At 70.6% G+C, this 19,763-nt stretch carries 18 protein-coding genes; 12 read left to right on the forward strand and 6 right to left on the reverse strand.

All coding sequences use genetic code 11. The annotated features are described in order from the left end of the window. The first annotated feature begins 57 nt into the window (after positions 1 to 57). The 3 genes from ACLHRZ_RS00580 (at position 58) to ACLHRZ_RS00590 (ending at position 2,553) form a co-directional block, all read left to right on the forward strand. The gene (locus ACLHRZ_RS00580) at positions 58 to 1,320 is read left to right on the forward strand and encodes an MFS transporter (RefSeq protein ID WP_490416152.1); all 1,263 of its coding nucleotides are present in this window, start codon (positions 58 to 60) and stop codon (positions 1,318 to 1,320) included. Between the two features lie 154 nt (positions 1,321 to 1,474). Then, a complete protein-coding gene (locus ACLHRZ_RS00585; protein ID WP_490416153.1) occupies positions 1,475 to 2,140 on the forward strand; it encodes a hypothetical protein in 666 nt (221 codons plus the stop codon). Positions 2,141 to 2,214: 74 nt separating this feature from the next. After that, positions 2,215 to 2,553 carry a hypothetical protein gene (locus tag ACLHRZ_RS00590; protein WP_490416154.1) on the forward strand — a complete coding sequence of 113 codons (339 nt, stop codon included), beginning with the start codon at positions 2,215 to 2,217 and terminating at the stop codon, positions 2,551 to 2,553. Positions 2,554 to 2,634: 81 nt separating this feature from the next. Here the strand turns inward: ACLHRZ_RS00590 and ACLHRZ_RS00595 are convergent, their stop codons facing one another. The 4 genes from ACLHRZ_RS00595 to ACLHRZ_RS00610 form a co-directional block, all read right to left on the reverse strand. Further along, positions 2,635 to 2,835, reverse strand: a complete 201-nt coding sequence (locus ACLHRZ_RS00595; RefSeq protein ID WP_490416155.1) for an SCO3870 family protein — start codon at positions 2,833 to 2,835, stop codon at positions 2,635 to 2,637. Between the two features lie 78 nt (positions 2,836 to 2,913). Then, positions 2,914 to 3,468 carry a telomere-protecting terminal protein Tpg gene (gene tpg, locus ACLHRZ_RS00600; RefSeq protein ID WP_490416156.1) on the reverse strand — a complete coding sequence of 185 codons (555 nt, stop codon included), beginning with the start codon at positions 3,466 to 3,468 and terminating at the stop codon, positions 2,914 to 2,916. Positions 3,469 to 3,478: 10 nt separating this feature from the next. Beyond that, entirely contained in the window at positions 3,479 to 5,617 is a 2,139-nt protein-coding gene (gene tap / locus ACLHRZ_RS00605; RefSeq protein ID WP_490416157.1) for a telomere-associated protein Tap, read from the reverse strand. A 264-nt stretch (positions 5,618 to 5,881) separates the two neighbouring features. Further along, entirely contained in the window at positions 5,882 to 6,808 is a 927-nt protein-coding gene (locus ACLHRZ_RS00610; protein ID WP_490416158.1) for a LysR family transcriptional regulator, read from the reverse strand. 130 nt (positions 6,809 to 6,938) lie between these two features. Here ACLHRZ_RS00610 and ACLHRZ_RS00615 point away from each other — a divergent pair, with 130 nt between their 5' ends. The 3 genes from ACLHRZ_RS00615 (at position 6,939) to ACLHRZ_RS00625 (ending at position 9,094) form a co-directional block, all read left to right on the forward strand. Further along, positions 6,939 to 7,238, forward strand: a complete 300-nt coding sequence (locus ACLHRZ_RS00615; protein ID WP_490416159.1) for a hypothetical protein — start codon at positions 6,939 to 6,941, stop codon at positions 7,236 to 7,238. A gap of 75 nt (positions 7,239 to 7,313) precedes the next feature. Further along, positions 7,314 to 8,297, forward strand: a complete 984-nt coding sequence (locus tag ACLHRZ_RS00620) for an alpha/beta hydrolase (RefSeq protein WP_490416160.1) — start codon at positions 7,314 to 7,316, stop codon at positions 8,295 to 8,297. Continuing rightward, positions 8,294 to 9,094, forward strand: coding sequence for a glycine betaine ABC transporter substrate-binding protein (locus ACLHRZ_RS00625; protein ID WP_490416161.1), 801 nt, complete (start codon positions 8,294 to 8,296; stop codon positions 9,092 to 9,094). Before ACLHRZ_RS00620 ends, ACLHRZ_RS00625 begins: the two co-directional genes overlap by 4 nt. Before the next feature lie 181 nt (positions 9,095 to 9,275). On the opposite strand, the gene asnB is transcribed toward ACLHRZ_RS00625, so the two are convergent. After that, positions 9,276 to 11,132 carry an asparagine synthase (glutamine-hydrolyzing) gene (asnB, locus tag ACLHRZ_RS00630; RefSeq protein WP_490416162.1) on the reverse strand — a complete coding sequence of 619 codons (1,857 nt, stop codon included), beginning with the start codon at positions 11,130 to 11,132 and terminating at the stop codon, positions 9,276 to 9,278. A 63-nt stretch (positions 11,133 to 11,195) separates the two neighbouring features. Then, the gene (locus tag ACLHRZ_RS00635; protein ID WP_490416439.1) at positions 11,196 to 12,197 is read right to left on the reverse strand and encodes an NAD(P)/FAD-dependent oxidoreductase; all 1,002 of its coding nucleotides are present in this window, start codon (positions 12,195 to 12,197) and stop codon (positions 11,196 to 11,198) included. A 235-nt stretch (positions 12,198 to 12,432) separates the two neighbouring features. Between ACLHRZ_RS00635 and ACLHRZ_RS00640 the strand changes: the two genes are divergently transcribed. From ACLHRZ_RS00640 to ACLHRZ_RS00665, 6 genes are all read left to right on the forward strand, one after another. Continuing rightward, positions 12,433 to 12,564: a hypothetical protein gene (locus tag ACLHRZ_RS00640; protein WP_490416163.1), complete on the forward strand. Its 132-nt coding sequence runs from the start codon at positions 12,433 to 12,435 to the stop codon at positions 12,562 to 12,564. A gap of 146 nt (positions 12,565 to 12,710) precedes the next feature. Then, positions 12,711 to 15,767: a lantibiotic dehydratase gene (locus tag ACLHRZ_RS00645; RefSeq protein WP_490416164.1), complete on the forward strand. Its 3,057-nt coding sequence runs from the start codon at positions 12,711 to 12,713 to the stop codon at positions 15,765 to 15,767. Continuing rightward, positions 15,757 to 17,052 carry a lanthionine synthetase C family protein gene (locus tag ACLHRZ_RS00650; protein WP_490416165.1) on the forward strand — a complete coding sequence of 432 codons (1,296 nt, stop codon included), beginning with the start codon at positions 15,757 to 15,759 and terminating at the stop codon, positions 17,050 to 17,052. The genes ACLHRZ_RS00645 and ACLHRZ_RS00650 overlap by 11 nt, the downstream gene beginning before the upstream one ends. Positions 17,053 to 17,118: 66 nt before the next feature. Continuing rightward, a complete protein-coding gene (locus ACLHRZ_RS00655; protein WP_490416166.1) occupies positions 17,119 to 18,210 on the forward strand; it encodes a cytochrome P450 in 1,092 nt (363 codons plus the stop codon). Positions 18,211 to 18,232: 22 nt separating this feature from the next. Then, positions 18,233 to 18,457, forward strand: a complete 225-nt coding sequence (locus ACLHRZ_RS00660; RefSeq protein ID WP_490416440.1) for a ferredoxin — start codon at positions 18,233 to 18,235, stop codon at positions 18,455 to 18,457. Between the two features lie 106 nt (positions 18,458 to 18,563). Continuing rightward, positions 18,564 to 19,664: a calcium:cation antiporter gene (locus ACLHRZ_RS00665; RefSeq protein WP_490416167.1), complete on the forward strand. Its 1,101-nt coding sequence runs from the start codon at positions 18,564 to 18,566 to the stop codon at positions 19,662 to 19,664. Positions 19,665 to 19,763: the final 99 nt, after the last annotated feature.

The raw sequence follows: 19,763 nt of genomic DNA on the forward strand, positions 1-19,763 counted from the left end.
AAATTGTTGGGGGTAGGGTGCGAAAGCCCGGCAACGGCGCGGTGAAGGGGGCGGGTTATGGCCGTGGGCCTGTTCACGGTGCTGCGGGATCGCAATGCCCGCCTCTACATGACCGGAGTGATCATCTCCGGCTTCGGGGACTCGGCCATGCTTCTGGCCGCCGGAGTCTGGGTGAAGGAGCTCACCGGTTCCAACAGTCTCGCCGCCCTGGTGGGCTTCTGCTCCTGGGCACCCGCCTTGGCCGGACCGTTCATCGGCACTCTGGCCGACCGCATGCGCCGCCGCACCCTCTTGATCGCCACGAGCTCGGCCCTGGCCATGGTCATGTCGGCACCGCTCGCCGTGCGTTCTTCGCAGGACGTCTGGTTGCTCTTCGCCGTACTGACCATGGTGGGTGCCGGATCGGTGCTCATGGACGCCGCCGAGACGGCGTTGATCGCATCCGCCGTTCCCTGCGAACTGCGCGGAGACTTCAACGGCCTGGTCCGGACCGCGATCGAGAGCAACAAGCTGCTCGCTCCCCTGGTCGGCGCCGGTCTTTTCACCGTTCTCGGCGGACCTGCCGTCGCTCTGCTGGACGCGCTGTCCTTCCTCCTGGGCGCGGCCGCATTCAGCCTGGTCCGAGTGCGTGAACCCGTGCCCGCGCACCGGCCACGGCAGAACTGGACCGCCGAGACCGCGGAAGGGATCCGCTACCTGTGGGGACATCCGATGCTGCGTCCCCTGGTTGTCGCCGGTGGCTGCGCCATGGCGGCATCGAGCCTCAGCAGCACGGCTACGTACGCACTCCTCGACACCGGGCTGCATCGGCCCGCGGCATTCGCCGGTGTCCTCAACTCCGCCCAAGGGCTCGGGTCTGTCGTCAGCGGCCTGGCAGCCGGCGCGCTGCTGCGCCGCGTTCCGGCACGCACCCTGTCGGTCGTCGGGCTCGCCCTCTTCGTCCTCGGGACTCTGGCCCGGCTCACCGGTCTCGTCCCCGTTGTACTGGGCAGCAGCCTGCTCATCGGCCTGGGCCTGCCCTGGCCGCTCATCAGCGCACTGACCACAGTCCAGAAGGAAACACCGGACGAACTCCTCGGCCGCGTCGCGGCCACCGCGAACACTCTGCTCTTCGCCCCGACCGGGCTCGCCCTCCTCGCGGGCACGGCCATGGTCGCGACCCTCGACTACCGGGTGCAGCTCCTCACGGCGGGCACGCTCGGCCTGACAACAGCCCTGCTGCTGGCGGTCACCGCCTGTGCCCCACGCCGGCGCGGTCCCGTCGAGGCGAGCTTGGATTGCCGACGGCACGAAAACGATGTCGCACAGAAAGAAGGATGAGCAATGCCGGGGAGCTGCCCGGCCGACGGATGCTCACTGCCCGGGTGGTGCCCGTCCAGCGGTCCCGTGCGTAAAGCTGTTCCGGCAAGCCGGTCGCCCCGGTCCGCCATATTCAATGTGCTTTACGGCGGATTGTGACGTACGGTCCTCTCCCGTGAAGCACAGCATGAGGATCCACCGTGTACGGCTCGGCGCGGACGAGTACCGCGTCCTCCGCCCGGACCGGCCCGCGCGCGGCGGATACCTCCACGACCGCTGGTCGGCCGACATGTACGTCGACCGCGAGGCGTCGCAGCAACTGGTCGCCGCGTGGGGCCTCGCGGCCCGCTCGCCGCGGTCGCTGGTGTACGTGCCGATGCGCGGGAATCCGGCCCCGCCGGAGGCTACGCCCCACCAGGCGGCACCGTTGGACCTCGTCCTGGTGCACCACCGCCTGCAGTTCCCGGCATCCCGCTGGAAAGCCGTACGAGCCCGGCTCGGTGCCGGGCAGCCGCACACGGTGAAACTCCCCGCGTCCGATTTCGGTGACGAGGCAGTACGGCCCCACCCCCTTCACGGGACGGACGCCTTCCGCGACCACCTCCTCTTCGACCGGGCCGCCGACACCCTCTTCGTCATCGGCAGCACCACGGCCTTCCGCACGACGGCGGCCACGGTCCACGGCCTCGTCGCCGAGGAGACCGCGCTCCTGCGCGACGACGAAGCCCACCACTTCTGCGTCGAACTGCCCTCGGGCCCCTGGCACCGGCGCCGCACGCGCGGACGCGTGTCCGCCGGCCTGCACATCCAGTACCGCGCCGGCCGGGCTGCGGCGGCATAGCCCGAGGCGTCCGGGCCGATCCACACATCCGCCACCACTGGCGGGCGCTACGACATCACAAAGGGGAGGGCGAAATGAGGAGAGACGAAACATATGTCGAGGAGTTCGAGTATCTCCTTGACTACACACGCTTCTTGCTTCACTTCATCCCGCTGAGAGACTCGGCCGAGATTGTCGCCGGGGACGAAAGCTCGGAAGAACAAGTACAAGCCGCCACCCTCGAACTGGTCGCGGACCTGATCGACCGTGGCGTCGCCGTCGGGGACTTGACCTCCGGAACGCGGGAGGGGTTCATCCCCTGGAGGGTCTCCAAGGAAGAGACACTTCGACGCATCTCCCAAGGAATGAAGTCGTATACGAATCCGACGGACTTCGTCCATATCTGCTGGTTCGACTCGCCTGAAGCAGGTTGAGGAACCCCCGACGGACGGGGCCCCGAACAGCCGCGGGCGCCAAGGCATCCGCCCCGGCGCCCGCAGCCGCACTCGAAGGGTTCAGCCCCAGTGGCTCCGCCGAGCGCGGTACCACGTCACTGCAGTCATGACCGCGGTGAAGTACATCATCACGGACGTGAAGGCCACGTACTGGACGTACGACTCATAGCCTTCTGCGCGCAAGCGGACCGCAAGGAATCCGAACGCGGTCCCGAGCACGACGAGCGCAGTGCACAGGGTTCCGAAGGGCACCTTCTTCATTCCATGTCCCCCATCAATGAAGCGAGATCAGCGAATCGAACTGATCACCACCGACTCTACCTGGGGGTCACCCGGAGGTCAGAGTTCGACGTCGATGTAGTCCACGTCCGTGAACTCCACCAGCAGGCCCTGGGCCCGGCGGCCGCGGTCCTTGAAGTAGATCTCCTGCAGGCCTTCGGCGGCGATGCCGAGGAGTTGCTGCTCGGTGGCACCCTGGTCCTGGGCGTCGAAGAGGCGGGCCGCGTACTGCGGTGGCAGGGCCTGGGTGATGCTGCGCAGCCGGGCGTCGTCGGTGGTGCCCGGGGCTGCGGTGAAGCCGAAGCGGGCCCGGGCGTCGATGACAAGGCCGTCAGTGGTGGCGGCCTGCTTCTTCGCCTTCGCCCTGATCTGCGGCTGCCAGCGCCTGCGCACTTCCCTCTCCATGCGTGCAGCAAGGTCCTTGCGGGGTCTCTTCAGCTGGTTCGCCACGTACCGTTCGACGGTCCGCTGGGAGATGCCGAGCAGTTGCGCGACCTGGCGGGTGCCTTTGAGCTGTTTGACCAGGTAACGCATCTGCGCAGAAGCTGACTTGGGGATCGGGCGGGTGAACGTCTGTTGCACCGCCTTGTCGAGGCTGTCGCCGAGCTTGCCCATCGCCCTTGTCCTACTCTCCGTCGTCCGAGGCGTTGATCCGGCCGTCCTTGATGTACCGCGCGATGTTCAGATCGTGGCCGTGTTCCTCGCGCACGCCTTCGGCCCACAGCGTGGTCTGGGTGCCCTCGTGCTTGACCATTCCGGGCGAGACGCCGAGCCGGAAGCCGCCCGGAAGCGGCCTGCCCTCCTTATAGGGCAGGAAGTCCAGCGGGGAGGGCCCGTTCGCGGCGTACACGGCGCAGTCCGAGAGGACTGCCACCGGGTACTGGCCGGTGGCGGCGGCGTGCTTGAGCATCTTGCGGTGCATGTTGATGCGCGCCTTGGAGATGACCGCAGCCCTGATGTCCGGCCGCCAGGTGGGGCGTTGCAGGGCGGGCCAGGGCCGGCCGGGGCGCCAGCCGCTGCCGCGCGGGCGTTCGCGGAGCTTGCCGATCCCGCCCTTGACGGTGGCCTTGACCGCCGACAGCACGATGGGCAGGTGCGGGTCGGCCTGCTTGTGCCGGGCCATCGCCTCCAGGAAGGCCGCCGGTTCCATGTCGGTGCTCACGCCCAGGTCGGCCATGGTGGTCACGTAGGCGTCGCGCAGCCTGCCGTACCAGGCATCCAGGTAACGGCCGTTCTCCGGGCGGAGGTACGCCTCGGCCGGCTGCACTTGGTGGCCGAGCTCGACCGCGTACGCCACCGTGGGCGTGGCGTACCAGGCCGGGCCCTCGGGGCGCTCGCCCCCGGGCGTGAACGGCGAGGGCAGGCGCTCGTCCAGCTCGACGTGCGAGAGGTCGACCAGCCACGAGCCGGGCGTCTTCGGGTCGAATGCGGGGTCTTTTACGTGCACGGGTGCGCCGAGGCCCACCACGGTGCCGTTCGCGGCCGCCGCGAAGGCCATGTTCACGTCGATGCCGACGACGTAGGGCAGCAGGCACTCCTCGTCGGTCATCGGGCGCGCCCAGTCGTAGGCCTCCTCCACGAGCATTTCGGCGGAGCCGCGTTGGTGGAAGCGCGGCAGGCCGGCCAGGAGCGGGTGTCCGTCCGGTGCCTCGCAGGGTGCGCAGGCGACCGGTTCGGTGCCGAGGGAGCCCGGGTTGTGCTCCCCCACCCATTTCCCGCTCGCCTCGTCCTTCACGGCGCGGGTCGGCGGGTGCAGGGCCGTCATCAGTTCCAGGCCGGTGACGGCCGTGGAACCGCGCGGGGTCATCACGCGGGTGGCGTACGTGCCCAGCAGGTGGGCCAGTTCGGCCGGGGGCAACTGCGCGGCCCCGCCCCAGTGCCGGGCGTCGAGCGCGTCCCAGGAGACCAGGCACAGCTGGACGCAGTGGCGTTGGGAGCCCTCGGCCGGACGGTAGATGCGCGCCCATGGGCCGAAGCCGCGCGCGGTGAGCTGCCAGCCGGCCTTCGCCAGCTGCGCGAGGGCCTTGTGGTCGTCGGGCAGCCGCATCGTGCGGCGCAGTTCCTCGCCCTCCAGGCGCACCGGCAGTCCGTACCGTTCGGCGGCTGCGGCGGTGAGCACGAGGAGAGGGTCGCCGTCCTTGCCCGAGCGGTGCAGGCGCGGCTGTCCGAGCCGGGCCTCGGCGAGGGTCCATTCGATCAGGGAGGGCAGGGACTTGGCGGGGACGTCGGCGACCAGGCCGCCGACGCCGTAGGCGGTGACGTCCTGGTCGACGGCGTCGATGACGGCCAGTGGCCCGCCCGTGAACCGCGGGTCGACGGGAGGCAGTGCGGTGGCAGGCGCTGCGGGGGCGGTGGTGGCGGTGGGCTTCCGTGACGCCGTCTTCTTCGCCGCCGGGGCGGCCGCCGCCGGGGCCGCCTTCGGGGCCGCCGCTGGTGCCGCCGCCGGTCCGGCGGGCTGCTCGGGGACCGGCAGGGCTGCGGCCGGGGCTGCCGGCGCCGTGGCCTCGGCATCCGGGGAGGCGGTGGGCGGGTAGAGCTCGGTGAGCCTGTTCAGCAGCCGGGCGTACGCCTCGCGCTGCTCCCCCTTCGGTTCCGTCTTGCCCGACTCCCACGACACCACCGTCGCCCGCCGGGCCGTGAGGGCCTTGGCGACCTGCTCCTGCGTCAGCCCGTGGGCCTTGCGGAGTCGTTCCCGCTCCGACGGCGGGGGCAGCGGGGCGTGGCCCGCGATCAGCGCGTCGACCGCGTCGAACAACTCGGACATGAGCACCTCCTGCCCCCACCCTACCAACCCGCGGACTTTTCGCGTACTTAACGCGTCCGTTTCTCGATGCGGCTGCCTCGCGCCATGATGACGGACATGATGTCGCTGGGCGTGTCCAACGCGATGCGGTGCCATCGCCCGCGCGATGCCGGCTCCAGCTGTCAGCCCGCGCCGCACCCCACCACCGGCCGTCTGCCCCCCACTTGATCCGTTTGATGTGGGACCGGACGGGCTGAGCCAAGGCGTTTGCCCGCTGTAGTCGCCTCAACTCGTCTTGGCCGGGCCGAGGCGCCTTCGGACATGGCGAGGGGTCAGCAGGTCCTGGTCCGCGAGGGCTTCCAGGAAAGCCGCGGTGACCGGGTCGGGGGTGGTGCGGGTGTAGGCGGTCAGGGGGCGGCTGACCGGAGGGTCCGGGCGCAGGACGGCTCCGTTGAAGTGGGGCGGGATGGTGTTGGCGGGGACGAGGGTGGGGCCGAGTCCGGTGGCGGCGTAGTTGGCCGCGGCGGGGGCCTGTTCGGTGCGGACCGCCACGCGGGGGCGGAAGCCAGCTGCGGCGCAGGCCTGGTCGAGGATGTCGGCCAGGCCGCTGTCGGGGGTGAAGTGCACCCATTCCCGCTCCGCGAGGTCGGTCAGGTGGACGCGGGGTGCGTGGGCGGAGCCGGCTGCAGGGTCGTCGGTGCGGGTGACGACGAGGAAGTCCTCGGTGCCGAGGTGGCGGACCGGTCCCTCCCAGCCGGACGGCGGCGGTCCGACGGCGATGTCGGCCCGGCCGGCGTTCATGGCCGCCTCCAGTTCTTCGGCGTGGCGGTGCTCGAACAGGCGGACTCGTACGCCGGGGTGGCGCTGACGCCAGGTACCGAGGGCGGCGGGCAGCATGCCGTAGCTGATGGAGTAGAGGGTGGCGAGGTGGAGTTCGCCGGTGGCGAGACCGGCGGCCCGGCGGGCGGCGGTGGTGGCGCGTCCGGCCTCGGCGAGGGCGGCCCGGGCGTGGGGGAGCATGACCCGCCCGGCCGGGGTGGGGCGCACCGTGCGGGGCAGGCGTTCCAGCAGTGGGCCGCCGATCTCGCGTTCCAGGGCCTGGAACTGGTGCGAGAGGCCGGGCTGGGTGATGTGCAGGCGTTCGGCGGCGCGGGTGAAGGAGCCCTCGTCGACGATCGTCACCAGGTATTCGAGCTGGCGCAGAGTAGGCATGCGCTCAGCTTATGGGGTGTATAGAAAACAGTCCTTGGACACATGGCGGGCCCGCTCCGCAGGATGGGGGTCATGTCCGGCGAGGCAGTGCCGAGTTCTCGCCAGCTTCCCTCACCAAGGAGCTGTCCCCATGTCGAACGAATCGGGCGCCAGTGTTCTCGCGGTCTTCAAGGCTGCGCAGCACGCCACCGAGGAGGACTTTGCACAGGTCATCGATGCCGAGCTGGCCCGGGCCCGGGAACTGGTCGACCAGGGCGTGATCGTGCACGGCTACCACCGCACGGACTGCGTCGGTGCAGCGCTGGTCCTGGCCGCCGCCACGGTCGAGGCTGCGCGCGAGATCATCGCGACCTTTCCCGCGGTCGCGGCGGGTCTGATCGAGACCGAGTCGGTCATTCCGCTGGTTCCGCTGCAGCTGCCGCAGGCCTGACGAACCGCCGGACGGCCGGGCACCGCTGCTTCGGGGTGCCCGGCCGTCGCCCTCTCAACCCTGGAGGAGCCTTCCATGACCCATCCGTCCGAGCCGCCCGTGCCGGTGCTCGACCCGGCCGCCCGTGCCCTCGCCGATCAGGTGGCGGCCGGGCCCGACCCGTGCCGACTGCCCCTGTCGGAGATCCGCGCCCGGCTGGACCTGGCCCAGTCCGGCCCGGTCGAGCGCCCCGATGCCCACATCGAGGATTTGTCCCTGCCCGTTCGCTACGGTGCGGTCCGCATTCGGCTGGTGCGGCCGGCCGCCCCCGGCCCGGCTCCGCTGCCGGTGATCGTGTACCTGCACGGCGGAGGGTGGGTCGCCGGCAGTGCGGTCAGCCATGACCGGCTGATCCGGGAGCTGGCGGCGGGGGTGGGGGCGGCCGTGGTCTTCGTCGACTACGACCTCGCCCCGGAGGCGCCCTATCCCACCGCCCTCCGGCAGGCTCGCCAGGCGGCCCGCTGGGTGGTCGACCACGGCCTCGGCCACGGCCTGGACGCGACCCGGATGGCCGTGGCCGGCGACAGCGCCGGCGGCAATCTGGCCGCGGCCCTGACCCTGCTGGCCAAGGAACACGGCGAGTTCTCCTTCCGCCACCAAGTGCTCCTCCACCCGCCCCTGTCGGCGGACTGCGACACCGCCTCCTACCGCCGGTTCGCCCAGGGGTACTTCCAGAGTGCCGACCACCTGCGCCGGCTGTGGCAGCAGTACGTCCCCGAGCCGGCCCGGCGCAGCGAGCCGACCGCGGCACCGCTGAACGCCGGCCTCCAGGAACTGGCCGGACTGCCACCGGCGTTGGTGATCACCGCCGAAGCGGACGTTCTCAGGGACGAGGCGGAGGCGTATGCCGCAAAACTCCGCACGGCCGGCGTGCCGGTCACCTGCGTGCGCTATCAGGGCACGATCCACGGCTTCGTCGTCCTCGACGCCCTGCGGGGAACCGGTGCCGCCCGCGCCGCGCTGACGCAGATCGTCGCCACCCTCGGCGAGGCGCTCCAGCCGCGGCAGGAGGCCGCGTGAACACTCCGGCCTCCCGGCCCGCGATCACCGTGGGCAACATCGCCCTGTCCTTCCACCGTGCCACCGCGGCCGTCACCCGCCGCGTGCTGGAGGCCCACGGCCACCGGGTCGAGAGCATCGAGGCCCCGCACGAGCAGCTCTTCCGGCTCCAGGCCGACGGCGAGATCGACGTCCTGGTCTCGGCCTGGCTGCCCTCCAGCCACGACACCTATCTGTCGGCCTACCGGGACCAGGCGCACCTGCTCGCGCCCCACTACCACCCCTACTGCGTGTGGGCGGTCCCGCCGTACGTGCCGGCCGACGCGGTGCGTGAGGTCGCCGACCTGGCCCGGCCCGATGTGTCCGCCCGCATGACGCGCGCCATCGACGGCATCGACCCGGGCGCCGGCATCAGCCGCTTCTCCGCCCGGATGATCAACGCCTACGGACTGGACCGCGCCGGCTACACCTTCACGCCCGGCACCGAAGCCGGCTTCATCGCCCGGGTCGAGCAAGGGATCGCCGACCGGGAATGGTTCGTCATCCCGCTGTGGCGACCGCAGTACCTCAACCGCCGCCACGGCCTGCGCCCGTTGACCGAGCCCAAGGGCCTGCTCGGCACCGTCGACGCCGCCGGCCCCGTCATCCGCCGGGCACGCCTCGGCCTGATCGGTCCCGAGGCACTGGCCCGCCTCGACGCCCTCTGTCTGGGCATCGACGGCGTCGAGGAACTCGACACCTGGATCAACGCCGACGGCCTCACCCCTCTGCAGGCGGCCGACCGCTACCTCGCCGCCCGGCCGCAACTGCTTCCGTAGCTCGCACTTCACCCGACCAGACGCCTGTCCTGGAACCACCATGACCCCGCGTGCTCGGCTGGGACGCCGCCGGCACACTGCCGACGGTGAAAGGGCCCTCGTCGACGAACCTCCGCAGCCGACGAGCGAAGGGCCGGGCATGCGTCTGCGGCCAGGAACCGGGCGAGTCCAGCGGATGCGCTCAGAGTTCCAGGGCGACGTCGTAATCCCGCAGCCAGGTGTTGAAGGCGAGGATGAACTCGTTGCTGAGCCGCAGTCCGCTGCCGTTCCGGGAGTCGAGGGCCGTGTGCGCGGCGTCCGTGTCGAGCAGCTCGTGCACCGGGGCCCGGGGATCATCGAGGAGGGTGCGTACTTCCTCGCGCAGTGCCTCGTTGTAGCGCGTGTCCTGGATGCTGGGGTACGGGCTCTTGACGCGGTCGGCCACGGACTCGGGCATCAGGTCGCGGGTGGCGGCGCGCAGCAGCGACTTCTCCCGGCCGTCGAACGTCTTCATCGCCCAGGGGGTGTTGAAGACGTACTGGACGAGGCGGTGATCACAGAAGGGAACACGGACTTCCAGACCTGCGGCCATGCTCACGCGGTCCTTGCGCTCCAGGAGCATCTGCGTGTACCGCGTGAGGTGCAGATGGCAGACCTCGCGCATGCGCCGTTCCCCGGCGGACTCGCCGGGCAGCCTCGGCACCTCGGCGAGGGCGTCGCGGTAGCGGTCGGCGCGGTACGCGGCCAGGCCGATCTTGTTCAGCAGCCCCGCGTCGAAGAAGGCCTCGCGAGGGCCGCGCGGCGCGGTGCCGGTGTCGCCGCCCGAGGGTACGGGCGGCAGCCAGGGGAAGGTGTTGCCGTGCACCTGCTGCGGGACGTGGAACCACAGGTAGCCGCCGAACAGTTCGTCAGCCGCCTCGCCCGACAGCACGACCGTCGAGTGTTCCGCGATCGCCTTGCACAGCAGGTACAAGGAGGTGTCGCCTTCGCCGAAGCCGTTGGGCAGGTCGCGCGCCCTGAGCACGGCGTCCCTGCTCACACGGTCCACGAGCGCAGCGCTGTCGAGCGTGATGTCGGTGTGGCGGGAGCCCACGTGCTCAGCGAGGGCGTGCGCGTACGGGGTGTCCGGGGTCCTGCGGACGGTGTCCGCGGTGAAGTTCTCGGTCTGTCCCGCGTAGTCGACGGCGAAGGAACGCACCGGGCCCGCGCCCTGGCCGAGCAGGCTCTGTTGCGCGAGCGCAGTGATGGCGGAGGAGTCCAGGCCGCCGGAGAGCAGGGTGGCGAGCGGTACGTCGGCGACCAGTTGGCGGGTGACGATGTCTTCGAGCAGCTCGCGTATCCGGGCCACGGTGGTCCCGGTGTCGTCGGTGTGCTCGTGGGCCTGCAGCGCCCAGTAGCGGCGGGTGGTGAGTCCGTTCTTGCGTACCCGTACGACGTGTCCGGGCAGGACCTCCTTCATACCGCGGTAGATCGCGTGCCCCGGTGTCTTGTTCATGGTCAGCAGCTCGGCGAGGCCTTCGGCATCCACGGCCGGGCGTACCGAGGGGTGGGCGAGGATCGCTTTCGGCTCCGAAGCGAAGAGGACACCGCTCGGCGTCGGGTGGTAGTAGAGCGGCTTGATGCCCATCCGGTCGCGGACCAGCAGCAGTTCCTTCGCGCGCGGATCCCACAGGGCGAAGGCGTACATGCCGTTGAGCCGGTCGACGAAGTCCTCGCCCCACTCCAGGTAGGCGTGGAGCACGACCTCCGTGTCGCTGTCGGTGCGGAAGGAGTGCCCCAACGTCTTTAGTTCGCTGCGCAGTTCGCGGTAGTTGTACACCTCGCCGCTGTACGTGGTGACCAGTAGGGTGTGGCCATCGCTCTGCACGGCCATCGGCTGCCTGCCGCCTTCGAGGTCAACGACGGCCAGGCGCCGGTGACCGAGAGCGGCGTGGGTGTCGAGCCAGAGCCCGCCGGCGTCCGGGCCGCGGCAGGCCATGGTCTCGGCCATCGCATCCAGTGTCCTGCGTTCGGCGGTGAGGTCGCGGTCGTAGTCGACCCAGCCGGTGATGCCGCACATGCGGGGCTGTCTCCCTTGGCTCGTCTCTGCTCTGACTCGCGTTGAAAGGCACTGAAAGGCGCTTCAGGAGGAGGCGCGTGCCGACCGGTAGGCGGTGACCGCTTCTCGGGTCTCCTCGGCGAGGAGGTCGGCGTTGATCTGGGCGGCAGCCGAGACCGCCGCCGCGGACGCCGCTGCCGCCCGGTCGGTCACGCTCCCGACGTTGCCCGCCAGCCAGACACCGGGAACCTCGACTCGTCCGTTGTCATCAGAGGGAATGTGGTCGCCGATGCCCCAGGGGTGCGCCACCGGCTCGATCCCCAGCGGCCTCAGGAAGCCCGCGCGAACCGCCAACCGCGAGGAGACCACCAGCACTTCGCGGCCGAACCGGCTGCCGTCAGCCAGCCGTACGCCCGTGAGCAGGTCGCCGTCCCACTCCGCAGCGACCACCTCGCCGTCCACCACGCGCATGCCGCGCGCGAGCAGCGTCTCCCGCTCCTCGGCGGCCGGCGCCGGGTTGGTGTGGGTGAAGTACGTGACGTCCTCGCTGAACTGCCGGAAAAGCAGTGCCTGTTGTACCGAGAACGGGCCGGTGGCGATCACCCCCATGGCCCGGTCGCGAGCCTCCCAGCCGTGACAGTAGGGACAGTGCAGCACGTGCGTGCCCCAGCCCCGGCCCAGCCCCTTCACCTCGGGCAGCTCGTCCACCAGGCCGGAGGCCACCAGGAGCCGCCGGGCACGCAGCGCGTCGCCGTCGGCCAACGTCACCGTGAACAGGCCCGTCTCGTCCCGCGTCACCGCGGTGACCTCACCGTTCACCAAGTGGCCGCCGTAGCGCCCCACTTCACCCCTTCCCCGCTCCAGGATCTGTGCCGGCGGGACCCCGTCCAGGGCCAACAGGCCATGGACCGCCGGGGACGGGGCGTTGCGCGGGGCGCCCGAGTCGACCACCACGACGGAACGCCGGGACCGGGCCAGCGTCAAGGCTCCGCTCAGGCCTGCCACGCCGCCGCCGATCACCGCGACATCGAAGAATTCAGGAATCATCAGGCGAGAAATCACTGCAGCCACCTCCGCATTCATCATAAGCATGCGGATCCACACACCCTGATTCGATTTCCATCAGGCGTCCGCCCCTTGGGGTTGCGAGGTGGATAAACGAAAGTTGACCGTGGCTGCATCTTTCGATGCGAATCTCTGCGCGCATTAGACCAAAGACCCTTTGGTCGGCAGCGAACGGATGGATAGCGTGCTCTTCGCGACAGGATCCCATGGTCGTTCGGGATACCCACAGGCAGAACCAGGAAGGTGGCAAGGACAAATGGACCGCATTGAACTGGCGGACTTCGACCTCGACCTCGGTACGACGGCGGACCTGCAGTCGGATTCCGGTGCCGGAAATCAAGGCCCCGAGGCTCCGACCGGAATCGGCTGCCAGTGCTGCCCGTTCTGACCAAGGCCAGGCGTTCCCGTAGGCACAGCCCCGCGGGGCGCCCCGGGAATTGAGCGGCGGTCGTAACATGTACCGGGTCTTCCGGTCCGGGGCGCTTGCCCGTCCCGGACCGGAAGGCCCTGCAGGCCGAGGAGCCCGATCGACACATGCGCTTTTTCGCCCGTGGTCCCGTGGTGGCCCGCATGTCGGTGCTGCCCCACAGCCGCCTGTGGCCCTGCGACGACGACCCCTGCGCCGCGGACGCATCGGGCCGACAGCCGGCGGCGGCGGGAAGGGCCGCCCTGGCGGACCCGGTGTTCCGGGAAGCGCTGCACCTTGCCTCGCCCTCGCTGTCCGAGGCCGCTCACCAGGTCGCACGAGGAGAGTTCGGTTCCCCGCGCGAAGCACGCCGCGCCCTGCTCTCCCTGCTCCGCTACCACCTGCGGATGACCGGCCGTTCAGTGCCCTTCGGCCTCTTCGCCGGCGTCGCGCCGGTCGGCGAAGGGCCGACGGAGGTCAGGGTCGGCGAAGGGCACCGCAAGGCCGTACGACCCGACGCGGCATGGCTGCACGAGGTGTTGAGCGCACGGGAAGCCGACCCCCGGCTCATGGAGGGTCTGCAGGTACGCGCCCATCCGCTGTCCGAGGTGCGGGGCGACAGGCTGGTACTGCCGCTTCAGGGCGGCAGGAGCGAGACGTCGGTCCGCAACACCGCGGCAGTCGCCCTGGTGATGGAGGCGGCACAGTCTCCCGTCGTTCTGGCCGAGCTGGTCGACCGGCTCCACGCCGCCTGCCCCGAACGGCCCCGTGCGCTCGCGGAGGGCATGGTGCGTTCCCTCGTCACCCACGGGTTCCTGCTCACCGAGCTGCACCCCCCGATGCGCTCTGTCTCCCCCCTCGACCACGCCTTGGAGCGCCTGGAGAAGCTCACTCCCGACGCCGAGCATGTGCGCGCCCTGGGAGCCCTGCGGGAGGCGATGGCCGACTACGCCTCGTCGCCGATCGGGCAGGGCGCCCAACAACTGCGCGCCATCGTCAACGGCATGCGTCAAGTCCAGGACAGCAACCAGTACTTGCATGTCGATGTCGCCCTCGACGCCCGGATCACACTGCCCCGGGCCGTCGCGGACGAAGCGGCCCGGGCGGTCGGTGTCCTGTGGGGCATCACCCCGCCGGGATACCAGTTCCCCGGCCTGGACACGTACGTACGGCGTTTCACGGAGCGCTACGGAAGTGCGCGCCTGGTGCGCCTGACCGAGGTCGTGGACCCCGAACGCGGCCTGGGTCCGCTGCCCGAGGAAGACGGGACGAACCGGCCATTCACCCAACTCCCGCTCAGAAACGCGGCACTGGCCGAGCTCGCCGCGAGCGCCGTGCGCGACGGGCACGCCGAAGTGGTCCTCGACCGGAGATGGCTCGACCGGCTCGCCGTGGGCGGCAAGGGCGCACCACCCGCATCCATGGACGTGCTGGCGACACTCTCGGCCGCCTCCCCCGAGGCCGTGGACGCCGGGGATTTCCTGCTCGTACTGGGATCCGGCAGTCATCAGGCGGGTGCCCTCAACGGTCGGTTCGCGCACCTTTTGGGCGACCCGGTGGCGGCACATTGCCGCCGGGAAGCCCGCCGCGGTACCCCCGACGCCGTGCGCGTCGCCCTCGACTTCTCCCCGCGCGCACACCGGCATCGGAACGTGGCCCGCACCGGCACCCACGGAATGCCGACGGTCCACATCGGCACCTTCCACCCCCAGGAGCCGGACCGTCTCAGCGTGCGCGACCTGTACGTGGGCTGCCACCACGACCGGCTGTACCTCTACTCCCGCGCACTCGGCCGTGAAGTACTGCCCGCTTCCCTGGACATGCTCGACACGAAGCACGAACACCCCGCCGTACGGCTCCTGCACGCCATCGGAGCCACCGCCGGCCGCACGGGTTTCCACATGTGGAGCTGGGGCCCCGCCGCCGATCTGCCCCGGCTGCCCCGCGTGCGGTACGGCCGTACGGTCCTGTCCCCGGCCCGTTGGAACGGCCGGCTCCTGTCCCCGGAGGACGGCACCTGGGACGAGTGGCGCGCGCAGGTCGACGCCTGGCGTGCGGCCTGGGACGTCCCCGACCGGATCCACGTCGGCACGGGCGACCGGCGCCTGCCGCTCGATCTGCGCAAACCGATGCATCTGCGGCTGCTGCGGGAGGAGTTGCGCCATGCCCCGCAGAGCACCCTGCACGAGGCCGCAGGGCTCACCCAGGAGACCTCGGGCTGGCTCGGCGGCTCCCCCCGCGCCTGCGAGTTGGTCATCCCGCTGCACGCCGACAGACCCGCCAAGCCCGCCCCCGCGCCCACCACGCGCCGCAACCGTCCCTCCCTCGCCCCCGACGCACGGCCGCACCCGCACGGCACCGGCTGGCTGAGTGCCAAGCTGTACGCATCCAGCGCCCGGCACGACGAGATCCTCACCCGCCGTCTGCCGCGTCTGCTCGACGAGGTGTCCGACTCCGCGGACCGCTGGTTCTTCCTGCGCTACGCCGATCCCGATCCCCATCTGCGCCTGCGGTTCCGCCCCCGCCCCGGCGTGGCCACCGGCGAGTTGCTGCCGGTCCTCGGCGCATGGGCGGCCGACCTGCGCGAGCGGGGCCTCGCCCGCACCTTGCTGCTGGACGAGTACGCGCCCGAGACCAACCGCTACGGCGGACCGGACGTGATCGAGGCGGCCGAAGCCGCCTTCCACGCCGACAGCCTGGCCGTACTCGAGCAGCTCCAGGTCCTCGCCGACCCGTCCTTTCTCCTCGACACCACCGTGCTGAGCTGTCTGAGCCACCTCGACCTCGCGCAGGCCTTCACCGGCTCCACCGACGTGCTCTCCGCACTGCCCGGTCCTCGCTCCCATCCCGACCGAGCAGCCTTGCGCAGGCAGCGCGCCCTGATCACACCGCTGGCCGAGGACCCTCCCAGCTGGAAGGCCCTGCGCCAGGTACCCGGTGGCGAACGCATCGTCCGCAGTTGGCACGAGCGCGCCGCGGCGTTCACCGCCTACGGCGAGGCCTTGCGTGCCACCGGCCACGACGCCTCCGAGGCACCCGTGCGCGTCCTGATGCCCTTGATGCACATGCACCACAACCGGCTCGTCTCCGGTGCCCAACGGGAGCAGGAGAGTCTCGCCCTGCTCGGAGACCTCCTGCACAGCCGCCGCGCCCGCAAGCACCACAAGGCTCCCGATGACCGCTGACATCACAGACACGGCCGACGACCACACCTCCGGCAGCACCGCACTGCGTGTACGGGCGGCCGAGATCGTCCGGGACATCGCGGACCGGCTCAGCGATCCCGAGCTGGTCCGCTCGCGCACCCGCACTCCGGAGCAGGCTCACGGGCCTCTCTTCGACGGCCACGCCAGCATCGCCCTGCTGTTCACCGAACTCGCCCTGCACGACACGGACTTCCGGCCCGCGGCCCACGCGCACCTGCGCGCGGCAGGTTCCGCCCTCGGCCCGGCCCGTTCCCCCTTCCTCCAGGGCCTCTTCACCGGCCCGGCCGCCGTCGGCTTCGCCTGCCGCATGGCCTCCCGGGCCGAGGACGGCTATGCCGAGGCACGGGGACGCATTCGTGCGCACACAGCCGGGCTGGTCACCGCGCAAGCCGCACGCCTGCTCGGACACGCTCGTACGTCCGACGCGGCTCCGGCTGCAGAAGAGTACGACCTTCTGCACGGCATGACCGGGCAGGCCGTCTACCTTCTGCACGAAACGCCCCTGGAGAGCGATGCGGTCGGCCGAGCCGTCGACAGCACGATCGCCCTGGCCCTCCCCCGCGGGAACCGCCCCGGCGCCACGGCGTGGGCCGCCACCCCGCCCCCCGGTGTCCCGAACGACGCTTTCCGCCTCGGAACGGCGCACGGCATCGCCGGCCTGCTCGGGTTCCTCTGCGCCGCCGCCGAACGCGGCGTCCACCGCCCCGGCCAGATCGAGGCAACGGAGCACCTGGCCGCCTGGCTCCTGGAGCGTCTCGGCAACGGTCCACCCCGTCGGCCGCACCCCGGTGCCCCGTCGTCGTCCGCGTCCTCGGCCGGGCTGTTGCCGGGCTGGTGTTCCGGCGTCTCGGGCATCTCCACAGCCCTGTACGCAGCGGGCCGCACCCTGGGCTGCCCCACCCTGTGCACCTCGGCAACGGACGTCCTGCGCAGCGCACTCGACGCGGTCGAGGAGCACCGCAACCACGACACAGGTCTGTGCCACGGCTGGGGCGGGCTGCTGCACGTGGCCCAGCGCATGGCCGCGGACGCGTCGGACCCCGGTCTGGAGGCGGCCACCGACCGGATGGCCCGCAAGGTCATCGCCCGCCACGACCCTGACGCGGTCTTCGGATTCCGGGCGCGCTGGAGCGGCCCGGACGGACCGGTCTCGGACGACCCCGGCCTGCTCTGCGGCGCCGCGGGAACAGCGCTGGCCCTGCACACCTACGCGGTCCACGCCCGTACGAAGACCCCCTGGAGCAGCGTATTCCTGGTCCGCTGACAGCCGGACCGATCCTCTCCCCCATGTCCAAGAAGACCGATTTCTCGCCGAAGGACGGAGAACACCGTGCTCAAGAGGGCAAGCGGGTCCGCGCACGGCGCATCGCGTGACACCTGGCTGGTCACGGGCTACGACGCCGTACGGGAAGTGCTGGCCAGCCCGGACGTGAGCAATATCAGCCCCGACGGGACCGGCGTGGGCGGAGGGCAGCCCGGGGTTCTGGTGTCGATGGACCCGCCGGACCACACGCGCATCCGCCGTCTCCTCACCCGCGAGTTCACGGTCAAGCGCATCCAAGCGCTGCAGCCGCGGCTCGAAGAGGCGATCGCGGCGCAACTCGACGAGATGGAGCAGGTGGGGCCACCGGCCGACCTCATCCGGCACTTCGCGCTGCCTGTTGCCTCATCTGCCGTCTGGGAGCTCCTCGGCGTGCCCCGCCAGGAGCAGGCCGAGCTTCGACGCATCGGCGAAGACCTCTTCGATTTGACACTGCCTGGTGAACGCCGCGCGAAGGCCTACCAGGAGGCGCTCGGCTACATCGCCGGTCTGCTGTCCGAGCGCCGGCAGAACCCGGGAAACGACATACTGAGCAAGCTGGTTCACGAACATTCGGATGCCGTCACGGACGAGGAAATGATCGGTGTCGGCTGTTTCCTGCTGATAGGCGGATTCGAGGCGACCGCACACAGCCTGGGACTCGGTACGTTGCTGCTGCTCCAGCACCCCGACCAGCTTGCCGCACTCAGGCGGAACGAGGGCGATGTCCGTCGTACGGCCGTGGAGGAGATTCTTCGGTACCAGTCCCTGATTCACCACGCGACGCCGCGACGGGCCACTCGCGAACTGACCGTCGGCGGACAGAAGATCAAACCGGGCGATGTCCTCGTTCCCGCGCTGGTCGCCCCCAACCACGACCCGAACTTCCTGCAGGACGCGGAGGAGTTCGATGTGGAGCGCCCGGCGACCCGACACCTGGCCTTCGGCCACGGCATTCACCAGTGCCTGGCGCAGCAGTTCGCCCGAACCGTGCTCAGAACAGCGTTTCCGGCCCTCTTCGGCCGTTTCCCCGGACTGCGGCTCGGCGTGCCGGAGCGTGACATCCGATACCGGAGCGGAGGATTCGTCGGCGGCGTGACATCTCTCCCGGTGCGGTGGTAGCGCGATGAGCGCCGAGAAGCAGCTGCGGGTCGCCGTGGATCAGGAACGCTGCATGGGAGTCGGCAGCTGCGTCATGATCGCGCCCGCGGTCTTCGACCAGCGGGACGAGGACGGCATCGTCGCGCTCCTCGAACCGGCGCCCTCGCCGGATCAGTACGAAGCGGTGGAGGAGGCCGCGTACCTGTGTCCCGCCGCAGCCATCCATGTGCGGCGTCTCCGCCCCATCCACGACAACGACACTCCGTGATGTTGTGGGCACCGCTTCATCGACCGCTGCGGGTGCACGGTGATAGATGACCGGTGGTCAGTAAGTCACAGATGGTCATGACCAGGGGATATGCGACGCTTACTGCATGAATGCTCAGTTCCGCTCGTTTGTTTCGCAATGGCCGGTGTACGTGCCAGTGGTGGCGGCCGTCGACCTGGCATTGTCCTGGGGGCAGTCGTTGTCGGCGGGGCTGTTGATCCTCGTGGGGTGCGCGCTGACGGGAGCCGTGCTGTCCGCCGTGCATCACGCGGAGGTGATCGCGCACCGGGTCGGGGAGCCGTTCGGGTCCCTGGTGCTGGCGCTCGCGGTGACCGTCATCGAGGTGGCCCTGATCGTGACGCTCATGGCCGACGGCGGCGACAAAAGCAGCACCCTGGCCCGCGACACCGTCTTCGCCGCCGTGATGATCACCTGCAACGGCATCGTCGGACTGTGCCTGCTGGTGGGCGCACTGCGCCGACGGGTCGCCGTGTTCAACCCCGAGGGAACGGGAGCCGCCTTCGGGGCGGTGGCGACGCTGGCGGGCCTGAGCCTGGTCCTGCCGACGTTCACCACCAGCACCCCGGGCCCCCGCTTCTCCCCTCCGCAACTCGTCTTCGCCGCGCTGGCCGCGCTGGTCGTGTACGGGCTGTTCGTGGCGACGCAGACCGTGCGGCACCGGGACTACTTCCTGCCGGTGACGGCCGAGGGCGAGGTCATCGACACCGACGACCACGCCGAACCGCCCTCCGCACGGGCCGCCCTGGTCAGCCTGGGCCTGCTCTTCGTCGCGCTGATCGCCGTGGTCGGCCTGGCCAAGGTCGTCTCGCCGACGATCGAGTCGGCGGTGTCGGCGGCGGGGCTGCCCGCATCGGTCGTCGGCGTCGTCATCGCGCTGATGGTCCTGCTGCCCGAGTCGATCGCCGCCGTCCGGGCCGCGCGCGGCGACCGCGTGCAGACCAGCCTCAACCTGGCGCTGGGCTCGGCCATGGCGAGCATCGGACTGACCATTCCGGCCGTCGCCGTCGCCTCGGTCTGGCTCAACGGCCCGCTGCTCCTCGGCCTGAGCGCGACGCACATGGTCCTGCTGACCCTCACGGTCGTCGTCGGCACCCTCACCGTCATCCCGGGCCGCGCCACCCCGCTCCAGGGCGGCGTGCACCTCTCGCTCCTCGGGGCCTACATCGTGCTCGCCGTCAGCCCGTGAGCCGCAGCAGCACCGGTGTGACGTGGATTCAGCATTGCTTCATCCCACGGTGAAGAACCGCGCGCTGGTGCTGCACGGTCGTGGCAGCCGATGCTTCTT

The sequence above is a fragment of the Streptomyces sp. AM25 genome (genome assembly GCF_058146165.1).

Excerpts from the sequence above, each read along its gene's own strand:
- ACLHRZ_RS00645 (WP_490416164.1), top strand. The coding sequence starts at position 12,711 with ATGCGCTTTTTCGCCCGTGGTCCCGTGGTGGCCCGCATGTCGGTGCTG.
- ACLHRZ_RS00665 (WP_490416167.1), top strand. The coding sequence starts at position 18,564 with ATGAATGCTCAGTTCCGCTCGTTTGTTTCGCAATGGCCGGTGTACGTG.
- tpg (WP_490416156.1), bottom strand. The coding sequence starts at position 3,468 with ATGGGCAAGCTCGGCGACAGCCTCGACAAGGCGGTGCAACAGACGTTC.
- ACLHRZ_RS00635 (WP_490416439.1), bottom strand. The coding sequence starts at position 12,197 with ATGATGAATGCGGAGGTGGCTGCAGTGATTTCTCGCCTGATGATTCCT.
- ACLHRZ_RS00615 (WP_490416159.1), top strand. The coding sequence starts at position 6,939 with ATGTCGAACGAATCGGGCGCCAGTGTTCTCGCGGTCTTCAAGGCTGCG.
- ACLHRZ_RS00650 (WP_490416165.1), top strand. The coding sequence starts at position 15,757 with ATGACCGCTGACATCACAGACACGGCCGACGACCACACCTCCGGCAGC.
- ACLHRZ_RS00595 (WP_490416155.1), bottom strand. The coding sequence starts at position 2,835 with ATGAAGAAGGTGCCCTTCGGAACCCTGTGCACTGCGCTCGTCGTGCTC.
- ACLHRZ_RS00620 (WP_490416160.1), top strand. The coding sequence starts at position 7,314 with ATGACCCATCCGTCCGAGCCGCCCGTGCCGGTGCTCGACCCGGCCGCC.
- ACLHRZ_RS00640 (WP_490416163.1), top strand. The coding sequence starts at position 12,433 with ATGGACCGCATTGAACTGGCGGACTTCGACCTCGACCTCGGTACGACG.
- ACLHRZ_RS00580 (WP_490416152.1), top strand. The coding sequence starts at position 58 with ATGGCCGTGGGCCTGTTCACGGTGCTGCGGGATCGCAATGCCCGCCTC.
- tap (WP_490416157.1), bottom strand. The coding sequence starts at position 5,617 with ATGTCCGAGTTGTTCGACGCGGTCGACGCGCTGATCGCGGGCCACGCC.
- asnB (WP_490416162.1), bottom strand. The coding sequence starts at position 11,132 with ATGTGCGGCATCACCGGCTGGGTCGACTACGACCGCGACCTCACCGCC.
- ACLHRZ_RS00590 (WP_490416154.1), top strand. The coding sequence starts at position 2,215 with ATGAGGAGAGACGAAACATATGTCGAGGAGTTCGAGTATCTCCTTGAC.
- ACLHRZ_RS00610 (WP_490416158.1), bottom strand. The coding sequence starts at position 6,808 with ATGCCTACTCTGCGCCAGCTCGAATACCTGGTGACGATCGTCGACGAG.